This window comes from Candidatus Pelagibacter sp. PS_40, from assembly GCF_059417765.1.
On the sequence record NZ_CM182064.1, the window covers coordinates 271,896 to 285,924 of the forward strand.

Sequence of the window (14,029 nt, forward strand, 5' to 3'; positions counted from 1 at the left end):
TTATTAACCTTTAATTATCACTCTGTCTTCGTTACTATAAATATTAAAACTATCTTCTTTTACAAAACCTATCAATGTAATGTCAAACTTATTAGCTAAATCGATCGCTAGACTTGTTGGCGCACCAACTCCAATTAGAATACCAATATTGGTCATTAAAACCTTTTGAACTAGCTCAAAATTTAGTCTTCCAGAGCACGTTATAAATTGTGATGAGGGGGTTAATAATCCCTTATTTAATGAATAGCCAATTAATTTATCAAGAGCATTATGTCGACCAACATCCTCTTTTATACACACTATTCCACCATCGCTTGTAAATAGACCGCTAGCATGAATGCCACCTGTCTTAGAAAACTCTGATTGATTATCCCTTAGCACAGAAGGAGATTTGATAATTATTTCTTTAGAGATTTTAGGTAAAGATTTTAAGACCTTATCTTTTTTGATAATCTCTAATGAATCTAAAGAGGTTTTACCACAAACACCACAAGATGAATTTGTTAAAAAATTTCTTTTAATCTTATCAATATCAATGTTTTCAGAATTGTTTAATGTGACAACAATTTTATTTTGAAGTTTATATTCACCTACATATTCTCCAACACTCTCAATTTTCTCAATATATTCATTTTTTTCAATAATCTTTTCATTAAAAAGAAAACCTCTAACTAGGTCTTCATCATTACCTGGTGTTCTCATTGTTATAGAGATTATATTTTGTATCCAAGTTTCTTTAGTTTTAAATTTAATTGAAATTTCTAAAGGCTCTTCAATAGAGATTAAATCTTCTACATTATTTAAATTATTAGACTTATATTTTTGTATTTTATATTTTGAATTCATTTAATTAACTTAAGGGGTAGTTCTTTTTTAAAAGAAATTTATTTAAGATTATTCCAAAAATTAAAATTATTAGACAACCAAAAATAATAGGATTTATTAAATATTCAAATGAAACACCTCCAATGATGACCATAATAGGGTTTCCACCTGCTGGTGGATGAACAACATCTAACACAATCATAAAAAAAATACCGAAACCAACTGCTAAGGCAATATTTATAAATATTGGTAAATCAACATAGTTTACAAACAAAATTCCTATTAGTGCAGTTAAGAAATGACCAAAGAATATATTTTTAGGTTGAGCGAATGGGCTTTCAGGAAATCCGTATAGTAATACCATTGAAGAACCAAAAGAGGCTGCCAAAAATAACCCCATTGTAGTTTTATATGTAAGCAGTGTAAGAAACCCAATAGTAATAGTTGATAAAACTCCTGCGATAGATGCTTTTAAAAGTTTTTCTTTAGTAATGTTAATCATGATTAAAACTTCAATGCCTTCGATATTGTTTTAAACGGTAATAAAAGACATTCTTTTCTTGAGATATTATCTTTATTCATAATTTCTTTGAAATCATTCCATTTTTTTTCAATTTTAATATCTGTTTCATTAAACAAACCTTCAATTGAAATAATAAGAGACTTAATATCACTTATATTTTGATCAATAATTTTTTGAGACAGCATACTAACCGATGCCTGACAATACACACATGAACGACACTGGTAACCCATATCCTTAATTTTATCATTTTTCACAATTAATCTGATTTCCATTTCATCACCACACAAGGGGTTTTTATTTTTTGAGTGATGGGTATGATTTTTAACTATTTTGTGATTTGCCGTATTAGATGCAATTTCGAGAATTCTTAGGTCCATTATAATTCTTTAATTAAGAGATTAATGTTTTATATTTTGATTTATGAATGATAACAATATTTTAGCTGTTGTACTAGCAGGTGGAAAATCAAAAAGATTTGGGCAAGATAAAAATTGCGTAAAACTTGGATCCAAAACATTGCTAGAGCATGTTTTGTTCAAAATTAGCAATAAATTTGAAGAAATATTGATTGTCTCAAGTAATCCATTGAAGATAGAACAGCAAAAAAACACCACAGTAATTCCAGATTGTTTTAATGATCTAGGACCTTTAGCAGGGGTGCTAAGTTCCATGAAGTGGGTAAAAGAAAATAAAAAATCATACAAATGGATTGCAACTTTTCCGTCTGATACTCCATTTTTTGATCCAATTATTATTGAAGAATACAAAACAAGAATTGAACAAAGTAAAAGCAGTTTATATTTTGTTAAATCTAACGAAAAAAGACATAATATTTTTGGTTTATGGTCAATTGATTTAATGGAAAAATTAGAAGAAGATTTAATAATAAATAATTATCGAAAAGTTGAGGAATGGGCTAATAAAGTTGGTGTGAGTACAATTGATATTAAAATAAAAAATTACGATCCTTTTTTTAATATAAATACCAAAGAAGACCTTGAAGTTGCTCAAACTATTTTAAATCTTGATAAAAATGATTGATTACAAAAAAGCAAAAAATATTTTAATAAAATCAAAAATAAACATTAAAGATGAAGTTATAAACACATCAAAATCATTAAATAGAATTAATGTTCAAGATATTTATTGTCCTGTGAATTATCCTGCAGGAACTAATGCTGCATTTGACGGTTTTGCCATTAATTCTAAAGACACATCTACGATTAATAAAAAAAATCCTAAAGAATTTAAAATTTTAAAATCAATATCAGCAGGTGATAATCCTAAATTAAATAAGGTAAAAAAATTTCAAGCAGTTGAAGTGATGACGGGTGCTCTAATTCCTAAATATTTTGACACCATTATTCCCATAGAAAAAATTGTGTTTACTAACAATAAAAAGTCTATCGTAATAAATGAAAAGATTAAAACTAATCAACATATAAGACATGCGGGATCTGATTATAAAAAAAAGGAATTAATTATTAATAAAGGAACTATTATTCAGCCATCACATATCTTAGCCTTTAAAACATTGGGTATTAAAAGTATTAAAGTTAAAAAGAAGCTTAATGTTTTATTTTTTTCCACAGGAAATGAAATTTCAAATAATGTAGATATTGCTGATTGGAAGGTTAGAAATTCAAATAGTCATTATATAAAATCTTTATCTAATAATTTTTTGTTTAATTATATAGAAGGTGGAATTTTGAGAGATAAAGATGAACAGTTTTTTAAAAAACAAATTGATAAAAATCTTAGATCAAAAATAGATATCATAATTACCTCAGGTGCTGTTTCAGCAGGTAAACATGATTTTATCCCCTCTGTAGTAAAAAAATTTAATTTATCAAATTTTTTCAAAGGGGTGGCTATTAGACCGGGTAAACCAATTTTATTTGCTAAATTTAAAGGAAGTGAAAAGGTTTTCTTTGGGCTTCCAGGTAATCCTATTTCTTCTTCCGCCTGCTTTAGATTTTTTGTATATCCCTATATTTTAAATATCCTTGGAGTTAAGGAGGAAAAACCTTTTAAAGCTAAGTTAAAAAATTCTTTCTTTAAGAAAAAAAATTTTACTAGATTTATAAAAGCAAGGCTTACTACAACTCATAATGGAAATTTAGAAATCAAGGTACTCAAAGGTCAGGAATCTTTTAGAATAAAATCTTTTGTAGAGTCTAATATTTGGGGCCTATTTAAACATGGTCAGTCAAATTTTAAAAAGAGCGAACTTATTGATTGCTATTCTCCAATTGGTTCAAATATTAATATTTTTAAATAGATCTCATTTTTATTGTAGTGCCAATTAATAAGCATTAAGTATCGAATTATGATTGAGCTAAAAAATGAAAAAATTGCAATTCCAGTAGTTTTATTAGCAGGTCTTATATGGTCCTTTGGACCTTTGGTTGTAAGATACATGGATCAACCCAATTTAGTTCCATGGCAATATATTTTTGCAAGAGGCTTAACAATTTTTTTGATTTTAAATCTTTATCTTTTTTTTGAAGAAGGAAAAGATTTTTATAAGAATTATTTAAAAATTGGAATGTCGGGTGTTATTGGTGGAACTGGACTAGGTATTGCAATGATTACCTTTATTTATTCAATAACAAATACTAGTGCGGCTGTTACTTTACTTTGTTTAGCTGCAATGCCATTTTTTACAGCTTTATTAGGTTTCTTATTTTTAAAAGAAAAAATTTCACTTAATGTTTGGATAGCTATATTTATTGCAACAGTTGGAATAATAATTATAGCCATTGGTAATACTGAAAAAAATTCTTTATTAGGGCTTATTTTTGGGATGACTTCTTCAATTGGGTTTTCTGTTTTTTCAGTGACTTTGAGATGGAAAAAAGAAACACCAAAATTTACAACAGTAGCTTTTGCAGGTTTATTTTGCTTTGTAGTTGCTGCAATAGTTATTTTATCTAATGATATGGTTTTCTTGTCTTCAAGTTATAACGGAGCATTATTTTCTATACATGGAACGTTAGTTTGTATGGGTTTAATTTTATATTCTATTGGATCAAAAGCAATCCCTGCTGCAGAACTTACTTTATTGTCACTAACTGAAGTTATAGGAGGAATTTTTTGGGTATGGATTCCAATTTTAGGAATTAATGAGATCCCATCGACTAATACGATAATAGGTGGCTTCTTTCTTTTTATGTCTATCATTTATTATAGTCTTACAATTAAAACTAATAGACGGTTTATTGCTCTTAATTAATTATAATGGAAAGACCAAATTTTTTTACTCTAAAGAATGGTGAAAAGGCTAAACTACCTTTTACAGATCAAGAATATCAAAGTCGATTAACTAAATTAAGAACCACAATGAGTAAAAATAATCTTGATATGATTATTTTAACTTCAATGCACAACATTGCTTACTATACAGGATTTATTTATTGTTCTTTTGGTAGACCTTATGGCTGTGTAGTAACTGCTAATAAAATTTCAACAATTTCAGCAAACATTGATGCTAGTCAACCTTGGCGTAGATCTCATAGTGATAATGTTATTTATACTGATTGGAAAAGAGATAATTTTTTAAAAGCAATTGTTTCAATTATTGGAAGAGATGAACCTCCTAAGAATATTGGTATTGAAAATGATCATGTAACCTTAGATGTTAAAGAAAAGCTTACGTCTATTTTTACTTTTTCAGTTTTCAGTGATGTTTCAAAAGATTTAATGCAACTTAGAATGATTAAATCTGCCGAAGAAATAGAAATTATTAAAAATGGTGCAAGAATTGCTGATCTTGGGGGCGAAGAGATTGTCAAAAATATTAAGGTTGGAGAAAGCGAACTTGAAATTGCAATAGCCGGTAGAGATAGAATGGAACGTGAAATTGCAAAAACGTATCCGGATGCTGAATATATGGATACCTGGGTTTGGTTTCAGTCAGGACTTAATACGGATGGTGCTCATAACCCAAAAACCAATAGAAAATTAAAATCAGGAGATATTCTTTCTTTAAATACTTTCCCCATGATCTCAGGGTACTACACAGCTTTAGAGAGAACTCTTTTTTTAGATAAAATTGATGATGCATCCTTAAAAGCATGGGAAGCAAATGTTAAAGTTCATAAAAGAGGACTAGAGTTAATTAAACCAGGTGTAAAATGTTCTGATATTTGTCATGAGTTGAATGAACTATTTGCTGAGCTTGGTTATCTTCATTATCGAACATTTGGTTACGGCCATTCATTTGGTGTCTTATCTCATTTCTATGGAAGAGAAGCAGGATTAGAATTACGTGAAGATATAGATACTGTATTAGAGGAAAACATGGTGGTTTCTATGGAACCGATGATCATGATACCAGAGGGTAAACCAGGAGCTGGTGGATATAGAGAGCATGATATCTTGGTTATAGGAAAAGATAATGCTGAAAACATTACTAAGTTCCCTTTTGGTCCAGAACATAATATTATTAAATCATAAATTATGAGTGAAAAAACTGTAGTTAATAGTTGGAATGAATGGGATCCTTTAAAACATGTAATTGTTGGCAAAGCTGATGGCACTTGTATTCCAGCACCAGAACCAGCTTTAGATGCAAAAGTTCCAGAGGACAGTGATATGCGTGGTCAGTTTGGACCAAGAACAAAAGATACAGTTGATAAGGCAAATGAACTTTTAGACAATTTTTCAAACATGCTTGAAAAAAGAGGTATCAAGGTAGATAGACCAGACCCAATAGATTTTAGCCAAAAAACATCTACACCTGACTGGGAAGCGGAAACAATGTTTGGCTGCATGCCACCAAGAGATGTGTTGTTAACTGTGGGTAGTGAAATTTTAGAGGCGACAATGAGTTATAGATGTAGATGGTTCGAGTACCTTTGTTACCGACCATTATTACAGAAATATTATAATGATGACCCTAATATGAGACACGAGTCTGCGCCAAAACCAAGGTTAACTGATGCAGATTATAGGAAAGATTATTTATCAGATAAAATTGGTATTCAAAAAAGATTAGAGTGGACTGAAGACAAGTTCTTTGTAACAACTGAAGAAGAACCATTATTTGATGCAGCAGATGTTTTAAGATTTGGAAAAGATTTAGTAGTTCAGCATGGATTTACTACTAATCTTAAAGGAATTGATTGGCTTAAAAGACATTTTAAAGATCATAGAGTTCATGCTGTTAATTTTCCAGGTGACCCTTATCCAATTCATATCGATGCAACCTTTACTCCTATTAAAGAAGGATTAATCATTAATAATCCTCAAAGAAGATTGCCAAAAGAACAAAGAAAATTATTTGAAAATAATGGATGGGAAATTATTGATAGCGCACAACCCGCACATAATGAGCCACCACCATTATGTTATTCTTCAACTTGGTTATCAATGAACGTCCTAGTATTGGATCCAAAAACTGTTTGTGTTGAAAAAAGTGAGGTATATCAGGCAGAACAATTAGATAAATTAGGAATGGAAGTAATCCCTGTTGAATTAAGAGATGCTTATGCATTTGGTGGAGGTCTTCATTGTTGTACAGCAGATGTTTACCGTGAAGGTGAATTAAAAGATTATTTTCCAAAACAATAAATATGGCAACAGTTAAAACAAAAAGAGAGCGAATAAAATTTGCTTCTGACAATGTAGCGGGTGCTTGTCCTGAGGTATTAGATGCAGTATTGAAAGCTAATGATGGTGACAGCACGCCATACGGTAATGACCAAATATCAGCTGAATTACAAAAGAAGTTTTCAGAACTATTTGAAAAAGATGTAATTGTTTTTCCAACTGCATCAGGAACAGCTGCTAATGCTTTAGCTTTAGCAACAATGACACCGTCATATGGTAATATTTATTGTCATAAACTTTCTCATATTAATACAGATGAATGTGGGGCACCTGAGTTTTATACAGGGGGTGGAAAATTAGTTACTTTAAATGGGATTAATGGAAAAATAACACCCGAAGAATTAGATAAAGCTATTACTGGTAAAGGCATTGTGCATCATACTCAACCTGCTTCAGTAAGCATTACTCAAGTTTGTGAAACAGGAGAAGTATACCAATTAGATGAGATTAAAAAGATTTCTGAAATTACACATAAGCATAACTTAAATATGCATATGGATGGAGCAAGGTTTGCAAACGCTTTAACTGCATTAAATTGTACTCCTGCTGAGATGACTTGGAAATCAGGCATTGATGTTTTATCATTTGGAGCAACCAAAAATGGTTGTCTTGCAGCAGAGGCAATTATTTTTTTTAATAAAGATCTAGTTGGTAATATTGCTTTTTTAATGAAAAGAGCAGGGCATTTATTATCTAAGATGCGTTTTGTATCTGCTCAGCTTGATGCGTATATTTCAAATGATGTCTGGTTAAGGAATGCAAGACATGCTAATAAGATGGGAAAAAAATTAAGTGAAGGATTAGCAAAACATAATAGTATTAAACTAGCATACCCAACAGAAGCGAATGAAGTTTTTGCAAAATTTCCAAGAAATATGATTGAGCATTTAAATTCTGAAGGCTACAAAATGAATGAAGATGAGCTTGATGGACAAGCAGTAAGATTAGTTGCTGCCTGGAATACTCAAGAGAGTGATGTGGATCAATTATTAGAGAACTTAAAAAAATCTAACTAGGATTTTGTTTTAAAAATTCAATATATTTAACAACTTCATCAAATTGTTCGTCAGGTATATCTTTATAAGAGTTCTCAAAGTTCTCTTTGACACATAGAGCAACATGGGCGTAGGGATTTCTTCCTTTAGGATGATTTGGATGGCTTGGTAACTGACCTACCAAATAATCGCCAGCTTCCTGAATAATTTTCCAGAGTTTCTGCGCTTTTTCTGGCGACATAGCTACTCAAATCCTGATTTATCTCTTTTGTTTCGAGTTTGACATCGAGTTTTTTAATTAAATTGATTAGTCTTTAATCAATTATATTAGCTTAATCTACCGTAATCCAAGGGTGATTTTTAACTAACGGCCACCTTGTTTTTTGGGCAACACGAGTAAATTCATTGTCATGTATTTCTTCTATTGTAGGACGTGGAATTAAATTGTTAAGTAAATCTTTTCTTACAAAAAATACATTAAAACCATGTTTGTGACTTCCTACCAAAGTATAACCCTTTTTTTCAGAAAGTTTAACCATCGCTAGCAATGAGGCTGACCTGAATTCTATTTCAATTTCACTTTTGTCCATAGCATAGAAATCATCTTGATAGGGTATTGTGATAGCTAAATTAGAAGGTATGATGTTGTGCGTTTCAAATACGCATATCCTAGGATTAATAACACTAATTGCCTCCCAAATATGATAATCATTACCATCAATATCTAAACTTAAAACATCTACCTCACCCTCAGCACCAGCATCAATTAATATATCGTTAATATTATTTTTTGTGATCCATATTTTTTTAATTGTTGGCTCAAAAAGCAAGCAATCTTTTTGAGATTTAAAAAAAGAAGTCGCCGCATTTATATTTTTTTCGTCTCCATCAAATAAGAAGCCTTTATACCCATGATTTATTATCAAATTTGCAGCCATACATTCGCTACCGGATCCACTGCATATTTCAACAACTGATCGAGTTTTCTTTCCAACACAAGATAATAAATAGAGAATGATACCATCTTCCTCAAATTGACTGTAACATCGAAAACCTGCATCTTGGATTTTGTCAAAAATTTTCACATTATTTTTAATCATGTATAGCCATTGAGACTCAATATTTTTTTGAATTTGCCCCTGTATAGATGCTAAATCAATTTTTTTATTATTGTTGATTAATAGTTCCTTTAAAAAATTAATAAATCTTGATTTTCTGGCTAAAGATTTAAGAAATAATATAAGTGAATTCATTTAATTTAAAAGATACTGTAACTAAATTTATTTAATACACTATAAAAAATTTTTTATAAATAAATTTTTTACTTTATTGTTTAATTATGTTTTCTTTATTCATACTAACCCATTTTCTGTTTTATTTCTTTTGTTTCGAGTTTGACATCGAGTTTTTTAATTAAATTGATGAGTTTTTAAGCGATTTATTTTAAGCTAACTTTTTAGTATCCGCATAAGTACTGTAGTTTAATGTATGATAGTGTGGAAAAGGTTGAACCTCTATTCCCCCAAATAAGGGTTAACTACCATTTTTTTTATTGATATTTCTTTTAAATGTTCTTTAGTTGTTCTGTTGACTTTTAATCTCTGTTTGTTAAAAAAAAATTCTTAGCATTTTGCTAAGCGCCCCGAATAAATTTTATTCACAGAGGCAGTGCTTAAACATTATCTTATCTCACAAATAAGACCCATAAATTTTGGAGTAAATATATGGCGTCAGCTAAGCAAATTCTTTCGAATAAAAAAAATGCAAGAAGGTCTACTGGACCTAAAACGAAGTTAGGTAAAGAAAAAGTATCAATCAATGCAATGAAGCTTGGCATTTATGCAGAACACCATGTGATGGTGGGAGAAGATACCGAGCAACATAAAAACTACATTGATTTTATGCTTAAAACCTTTGAGATTTTTGATGCAATCAGTGGGTCTATAGTTCAACAAATCATCAGCATTGGGTGGAGGCTACAACGAATACCCCAAATAGAATGTGGGGTTTTTGGTATTGAAATGTCTGAACATAGCAGGAGTTATACCAGTCCTAACTTTATTAAGATTAAACATAAAGAATTTCATCAAACCATTAAAAAAAATCTAGATCGTCGAAGTGAATTGATGGCCGTAGCTTATGTTAAAGATTGTAATGGGGGTGATCGGATGATGAAATTAAATACAATGGAGGGAAGATTGTTAAGCAGGCAATCAAACCTAATTAATCAGTATTTAAAGTACAAAAAATCTAAAGGAAAAGAGGTCTAATGGTAAAACGTAATATACCTGATTGGCAAAGATCAGCATTTGATAAAGATAATAATTCTTGTGTCAAAACAAAGCCATTTGGTAAAAGGATAAAAGAGTTGGAAGTGGCTTATGCAAAAGTTGAAGAGACAAAGGCAAAAGTTGAAGATATTGATATGTCTGTTTTTTTACCAAAAAAAGAGCCAATAACAAAAGAGGAGAGCAACAAAGATAATGAGCTTGAAGAATATCTACAAAAAAAAGAACTTGAAAGAGCAGAGGAACTTAAGAGATCAAGAGAGGAAGATCAGACAGTAAAATTTACTTCTGTAAAACCTCCAAGACAAGATCCCAATCGAGGAATGAGATTTGTACGCTGTACTGAGCCTATAAATAAAGGGAAACTTGGTTCTTCTAAATCGTTTATTAAAAAAAAGGATAAGGAATATTATTAGAAATTAGTCTCTAAAGTTTACAAATTCTACGGGAAGACCAATATCAATAGCAGTTATTGCTGACATTGCTTCTTGAAGGTCATCTCTTTTTTTTCCTTCAGCTCGCAATTCTTCTCCTTGAATTTTAATCTGAATTTTAAGTTTTAGTTTTTTTATTTCAGCAATAATTTTTTTTGCATTTTCTTGGCTAATACCTTCTTCTAGTTCACTAACTTGTCTGATTGATGAACCAGCAGCATTTTCTGAGTTTTTAATTGCTAATACTCTTGGATCTACTTTTCGTCGTATAAGATGGACTTGTAATAATTCATTTACTTGTTTTAACTTTAATGCATCGGGTGCTAATGTGGTGATAATCTTATCTTTTCTTTCAATTGAAATATCAAGTCCTTTAAAGTCAAATCGATTACCAATTTCTCTAAGGCAGTTTGCAAGAGCGTTATCAAACTCAGGGTAACTAACTTTACTGATTACATCAAATGAAGGCATAATTTTTTATTATATAATGAATTGACCTTAACAAAAATTTTCATAATTGACTATTTGATTTATTTTGAAACTCTTTTAAGTTGCAATTATATGGAAGATTTAGTTAAAAAATTAGAAGAACAGATCAGCTTTCTTCAAAATGAAATATCGCAAATGAGTGATGAAATGTATTCTCAACAAAAAGAAGTATCAGTTTTAAAAAAACAAGTTTCAAATCTTGAAAAAAGAATTAACGAATTAGAGAGCAGTGATGAAGCGGGTATGGTTATGATTGATAAAAAACCCCCACATTATTAAACTTTATTATTAATCCATGACAGAACAATTTGATGTTATTGTAGTAGGTGCGGGTGCCGCAGGCATGATGAGTGCAATAGAAGCTGGTAAACGTGGACGCAAAGTACTTTTAGTTGATCATGCAAAAAAGATAGGAGAAAAAATTAGAATATCGGGTGGTGGAAGATGTAATTTTACAAACATACACACACACCCTAGTAAGTTTATTTCAAACAATCCAAAATTTGTAATATCAGCTTTAAAACAATACACGCAAAATAACTTCATAGATTTAATAAAGAAACATAATATTAAATTTCATGAAAAAAAATTAGGACAACTCTTTTGTGATGAAAGTGCTCAACAAATTATAGATATGCTACTTTTAGAGTGTGAGATGGCAAAAGTAGTTTTAAAAAAAGATACAACTATTAATGATATAGACAAACAAGATGATAAATATTTTATAGTTGTAGGAAGTGATAAATATTTCTGCCAGTCATTAATTGTTGCAACAGGTGGTCTGTCTATTCCAAAAATTGGAGCAAGTAAATTTGGTTATGATATTGCTCAAAAATTTAATTTAAAAGTTATTGAAACATTACCTGCACTAGTTCCTTTAACTTTTAGTGAAAAAATACTTGCAATTTGTAAGGAGCTTACCGGCTTATCTGTTGAAGCAGTTGTTTCATTTAAAAAAACTTTTTTTGAGGAAGGGATGTTATTTACTCACAGAGGTTTGAGCGGACCTTCTATATTGCAGATCTCTTCTTATTGGAAATTAGGAGATAATATCAAAGTTAATTTATCACCAAAACTTGATGTAGATAAATTTCTAAATGATAGAAAGATCTCTAGTCCTAAACAAGATATAGGCATTATAGTTTCTGAAATTCTCCCTAAACGGTTAGCTCATATAATTTGTAATGAAAATAATGTTAATGGAAATATATGTGAATTATCCAACAAAGTATTAACTAGTTTGAGTAATTCTATAAACGCGTGGGTGATAAATCCAATAGGAACCGAAGGTTATAGAACTGCTGAAGTAACTTTGGGTGGTATTGATACTGAAGAAATTTCTTCTAAAACAATGATGTCCAATAAACACCCTGGATTATTTTTTATCGGAGAAGTTGTAGATGTTACTGGTCATTTAGGTGGTTATAATTTTCAATGGGCTTGGTCTTCTGGATATGTGGCAGGTCAATATGCTTAAAGACTAGTTATTGGTGGAATTATCTCAGTTTTTTTTATATTCAACACCTTTTCTATCCAGTATTTCTTTTACTTTATCAGAATAAGGTTCATCAATATGTTCGGTAGTAGGATTTAATTCGATTCCGGCTGGCGTGATAGTAGATGGCATAGCAACGAACTGAGAATCAGGATTTTCAACTGTTTCTCTAACCCTCATTCTGTAGATACCAAACACACCTATTAAAGCATGAAAGAAAAGTAAAAATACAAAAAAACCATTAGAGCCAACAATATTCATAAATATTGAACAAAGGAATGGACCACTCATAGCACCCAAGCCAAATGTAAATTGTATACCAGCTCCAGCTGCTACAAATTTTTCTTTTGGTATATAGTCATTAGTGTGCGCACAAATCAAAGAGAACATTGGTAAGCTACAAATTGAAAATAAAATTAAAAAAATAAAAAACCATACTTTACTTGTGGCAAGTTCACCAGGTAAGTACATCTGACCTGATGATAGAATAGCAAGTAAAGCAAATAAAGATGCACCAAATGTTGAAATTATTATTACTTTTCTCCTATCATATTTATCAGAAAGTTTTCCAATAGGATATTGAGAGATAGCACCAGAAATTGCTAAAAGAAAAGTCACAAGTGATATTTGAAAAATAGTAAAATTCATTGAGGCCGCATATACTGCTAACAATGTAAATAGTGCAGACTGGATTGTTCCATAAAAAAGAGCACTTACCATTCCAAATGGTGAAGTTTCATAAAGTTCTTTTAAAGGCATACCTTGAATTTTTTTAAATGTAGGTGGTTTTTTTTTAGTTAAGAGAATAGGTATAAGGGCAAGAGACGTAATAATTGAAACCAATATAAAGGGTTGATAATTTTCAGGTCTACTAAAGTTCAATAAAAACATTCCTATACCCATTGATCCATATAAAATAACCATATAAATCGATAAAATACTTCCTCTATTTTTATTGCTTGATCTGTCATTCAACCAACTTTCAGCAACAGTATAAATACAAACCATACTTATTCCTGTTAAAACTCTTAGAATAAACCATACATAAGGATTAATAAATATTGAGTGAACCAAGATAACCAAAGATGCTAAAGACGCAAAAGCTGCAAAAACTCTAATATGACCTACTTTGGAAATAAGATTAGAAATTGTCATTGCACCTATAAAGTACCCAACAAAATAACCTGACATCATAAACCCAGTTGCCGTTAGACTAAATTGTTCTTGAACAGCCCTTACACCTAATAGGGACCCTTGAAATCCATAGGCCATCATTAAGAACCCAATACCTAAAAACAATGCCCAAGAGTTCTTTAAAACTTTATTCATAAAATTGACCGTACATATTTCTCATCTACTTTCAA

General features: G+C 30.4%; 17 protein-coding genes. 10 read left to right on the top strand and 7 right to left on the bottom strand.

What is annotated here, in order from left to right:
- Positions 1–3: 3 nt before the first annotated feature.
- Genes fdhD through AC5SLW_RS01450 form a run of 3 tightly spaced genes read right to left on the bottom strand, consistent with a single transcriptional unit; the run spans position 4 to position 1,728 of the window.
- A complete protein-coding gene (gene fdhD / locus AC5SLW_RS01440) occupies positions 4–846 on the bottom strand; it encodes a formate dehydrogenase accessory sulfurtransferase FdhD (RefSeq protein WP_018413939.1) in 843 nt (280 codons plus the stop codon).
- Positions 847–850: 4 nt separating this feature from the next.
- Positions 851–1,327: an HPP family protein gene (locus tag AC5SLW_RS01445; RefSeq protein ID WP_018413940.1), complete on the bottom strand. Its 477-nt coding sequence runs from the start codon at positions 1,325–1,327 to the stop codon at positions 851–853.
- Positions 1,328–1,329: 2 nt separating this feature from the next.
- The gene (locus AC5SLW_RS01450) at positions 1,330–1,728 is read right to left on the bottom strand and encodes an iron-sulfur cluster assembly scaffold protein (RefSeq protein ID WP_006997229.1); all 399 of its coding nucleotides are present in this window, start codon (positions 1,726–1,728) and stop codon (positions 1,330–1,332) included.
- 43 nt (positions 1,729–1,771) lie between these two features.
- Here AC5SLW_RS01450 and AC5SLW_RS01455 point away from each other — a divergent pair, with 43 nt between their 5' ends.
- Genes AC5SLW_RS01455 through AC5SLW_RS01480 form a run of 6 tightly spaced genes read left to right on the top strand, consistent with a single transcriptional unit; the run spans position 1,772 to position 7,980 of the window.
- Positions 1,772–2,392 carry a molybdenum cofactor guanylyltransferase gene (locus AC5SLW_RS01455; protein ID WP_018413942.1) on the top strand — a complete coding sequence of 207 codons (621 nt, stop codon included), beginning with the start codon at positions 1,772–1,774 and terminating at the stop codon, positions 2,390–2,392.
- On the top strand, positions 2,385–3,632 hold the full coding sequence (locus tag AC5SLW_RS01460) for a molybdopterin molybdotransferase MoeA (RefSeq protein WP_494575434.1): 1,248 nt from the start codon (positions 2,385–2,387) through the stop codon (positions 3,630–3,632). Before AC5SLW_RS01455 ends, AC5SLW_RS01460 begins: the two co-directional genes overlap by 8 nt.
- Positions 3,633–3,680: 48 nt before the next feature.
- Positions 3,681–4,586 (top strand): DMT family transporter, encoded by a 906-nt coding sequence (locus AC5SLW_RS01465; protein ID WP_006997226.1) that lies wholly within the window; start codon positions 3,681–3,683, stop codon positions 4,584–4,586.
- Positions 4,587–4,591: 5 nt separating this feature from the next.
- Entirely contained in the window at positions 4,592–5,809 is a 1,218-nt protein-coding gene (locus AC5SLW_RS01470) for an aminopeptidase P family protein (RefSeq protein ID WP_006997225.1), read from the top strand.
- Positions 5,810–5,812: 3 nt separating this feature from the next.
- Positions 5,813–6,925 (top strand): serine/threonine protein kinase, encoded by a 1,113-nt coding sequence (locus AC5SLW_RS01475; RefSeq protein ID WP_006997224.1) that lies wholly within the window; start codon positions 5,813–5,815, stop codon positions 6,923–6,925.
- Between the two features lie 2 nt (positions 6,926–6,927).
- Positions 6,928–7,980 (top strand): threonine aldolase family protein, encoded by a 1,053-nt coding sequence (locus AC5SLW_RS01480; protein ID WP_494575437.1) that lies wholly within the window; start codon positions 6,928–6,930, stop codon positions 7,978–7,980.
- On the opposite strand, the gene AC5SLW_RS01485 is transcribed toward AC5SLW_RS01480, so the two are convergent.
- Positions 7,973–8,200 (bottom strand): hypothetical protein, encoded by a 228-nt coding sequence (locus AC5SLW_RS01485; RefSeq protein WP_494575439.1) that lies wholly within the window; start codon positions 8,198–8,200, stop codon positions 7,973–7,975. The genes AC5SLW_RS01480 and AC5SLW_RS01485 overlap by 8 nt on opposite strands.
- 91 nt (positions 8,201–8,291) lie before the next feature.
- Positions 8,292–9,212 carry a hypothetical protein gene (locus AC5SLW_RS01490; RefSeq protein ID WP_494575441.1) on the bottom strand — a complete coding sequence of 307 codons (921 nt, stop codon included), beginning with the start codon at positions 9,210–9,212 and terminating at the stop codon, positions 8,292–8,294.
- Positions 9,213–9,683: 471 nt separating this feature from the next.
- Here AC5SLW_RS01490 and AC5SLW_RS01495 point away from each other — a divergent pair, with 471 nt between their 5' ends.
- Positions 9,684–10,229 carry a hypothetical protein gene (locus AC5SLW_RS01495; RefSeq protein WP_494575443.1) on the top strand — a complete coding sequence of 182 codons (546 nt, stop codon included), beginning with the start codon at positions 9,684–9,686 and terminating at the stop codon, positions 10,227–10,229.
- The gene (locus tag AC5SLW_RS01500; protein WP_494575445.1) at positions 10,229–10,663 is read left to right on the top strand and encodes a hypothetical protein; all 435 of its coding nucleotides are present in this window, start codon (positions 10,229–10,231) and stop codon (positions 10,661–10,663) included. Before AC5SLW_RS01495 ends, AC5SLW_RS01500 begins: the two co-directional genes overlap by 1 nt.
- A gap of 3 nt (positions 10,664–10,666) precedes the next feature.
- On the opposite strand, the gene AC5SLW_RS01505 is transcribed toward AC5SLW_RS01500, so the two are convergent.
- Positions 10,667–11,152 carry a YajQ family cyclic di-GMP-binding protein gene (locus AC5SLW_RS01505; protein ID WP_018413946.1) on the bottom strand — a complete coding sequence of 162 codons (486 nt, stop codon included), beginning with the start codon at positions 11,150–11,152 and terminating at the stop codon, positions 10,667–10,669.
- Between the two features lie 90 nt (positions 11,153–11,242).
- Between AC5SLW_RS01505 and AC5SLW_RS01510 the strand changes: the two genes are divergently transcribed.
- On the top strand, positions 11,243–11,449 hold the full coding sequence (locus AC5SLW_RS01510; protein WP_027306671.1) for a SlyX family protein: 207 nt from the start codon (positions 11,243–11,245) through the stop codon (positions 11,447–11,449).
- A 16-nt stretch (positions 11,450–11,465) separates the two neighbouring features.
- On the top strand, positions 11,466–12,647 hold the full coding sequence (locus AC5SLW_RS01515; protein WP_494575447.1) for a BaiN/RdsA family NAD(P)/FAD-dependent oxidoreductase: 1,182 nt from the start codon (positions 11,466–11,468) through the stop codon (positions 12,645–12,647).
- A 24-nt stretch (positions 12,648–12,671) separates the two neighbouring features.
- Here AC5SLW_RS01515 and AC5SLW_RS01520 read toward each other — a convergent pair whose 3' ends face one another.
- A complete protein-coding gene (locus AC5SLW_RS01520) occupies positions 12,672–13,994 on the bottom strand; it encodes an MFS transporter (RefSeq protein WP_011281876.1) in 1,323 nt (440 codons plus the stop codon).
- Positions 13,995–14,029: the final 35 nt, after the last annotated feature.

Bases quoted from the DNA above. Each gene is read 5' to 3' on its own strand.
- fdhD (WP_018413939.1), bottom strand. From the start codon at position 846: ATGAATTCAAAATATAAAATACAAAAATATAAGTCTAATAATTTAAAT.
- AC5SLW_RS01445 (WP_018413940.1), bottom strand. From the start codon at position 1,327: ATGATTAACATTACTAAAGAAAAACTTTTAAAAGCATCTATCGCAGGA.
- AC5SLW_RS01450 (WP_006997229.1), bottom strand. From the start codon at position 1,728: ATGGACCTAAGAATTCTCGAAATTGCATCTAATACGGCAAATCACAAA.
- AC5SLW_RS01455 (WP_018413942.1), top strand. From the start codon at position 1,772: ATGAATGATAACAATATTTTAGCTGTTGTACTAGCAGGTGGAAAATCA.
- AC5SLW_RS01460 (WP_494575434.1), top strand. From the start codon at position 2,385: ATGATTGATTACAAAAAAGCAAAAAATATTTTAATAAAATCAAAAATA.
- AC5SLW_RS01465 (WP_006997226.1), top strand. From the start codon at position 3,681: ATGATTGAGCTAAAAAATGAAAAAATTGCAATTCCAGTAGTTTTATTA.
- AC5SLW_RS01470 (WP_006997225.1), top strand. From the start codon at position 4,592: ATGGAAAGACCAAATTTTTTTACTCTAAAGAATGGTGAAAAGGCTAAA.
- AC5SLW_RS01475 (WP_006997224.1), top strand. From the start codon at position 5,813: ATGAGTGAAAAAACTGTAGTTAATAGTTGGAATGAATGGGATCCTTTA.
- AC5SLW_RS01480 (WP_494575437.1), top strand. From the start codon at position 6,928: ATGGCAACAGTTAAAACAAAAAGAGAGCGAATAAAATTTGCTTCTGAC.
- AC5SLW_RS01485 (WP_494575439.1), bottom strand. From the start codon at position 8,200: ATGTCGCCAGAAAAAGCGCAGAAACTCTGGAAAATTATTCAGGAAGCT.
- AC5SLW_RS01490 (WP_494575441.1), bottom strand. From the start codon at position 9,212: ATGAATTCACTTATATTATTTCTTAAATCTTTAGCCAGAAAATCAAGA.
- AC5SLW_RS01495 (WP_494575443.1), top strand. From the start codon at position 9,684: ATGGCGTCAGCTAAGCAAATTCTTTCGAATAAAAAAAATGCAAGAAGG.
- AC5SLW_RS01500 (WP_494575445.1), top strand. From the start codon at position 10,229: ATGGTAAAACGTAATATACCTGATTGGCAAAGATCAGCATTTGATAAA.
- AC5SLW_RS01505 (WP_018413946.1), bottom strand. From the start codon at position 11,152: ATGCCTTCATTTGATGTAATCAGTAAAGTTAGTTACCCTGAGTTTGAT.
- AC5SLW_RS01510 (WP_027306671.1), top strand. From the start codon at position 11,243: ATGGAAGATTTAGTTAAAAAATTAGAAGAACAGATCAGCTTTCTTCAA.
- AC5SLW_RS01515 (WP_494575447.1), top strand. From the start codon at position 11,466: ATGACAGAACAATTTGATGTTATTGTAGTAGGTGCGGGTGCCGCAGGC.
- AC5SLW_RS01520 (WP_011281876.1), bottom strand. From the start codon at position 13,994: ATGAATAAAGTTTTAAAGAACTCTTGGGCATTGTTTTTAGGTATTGGG.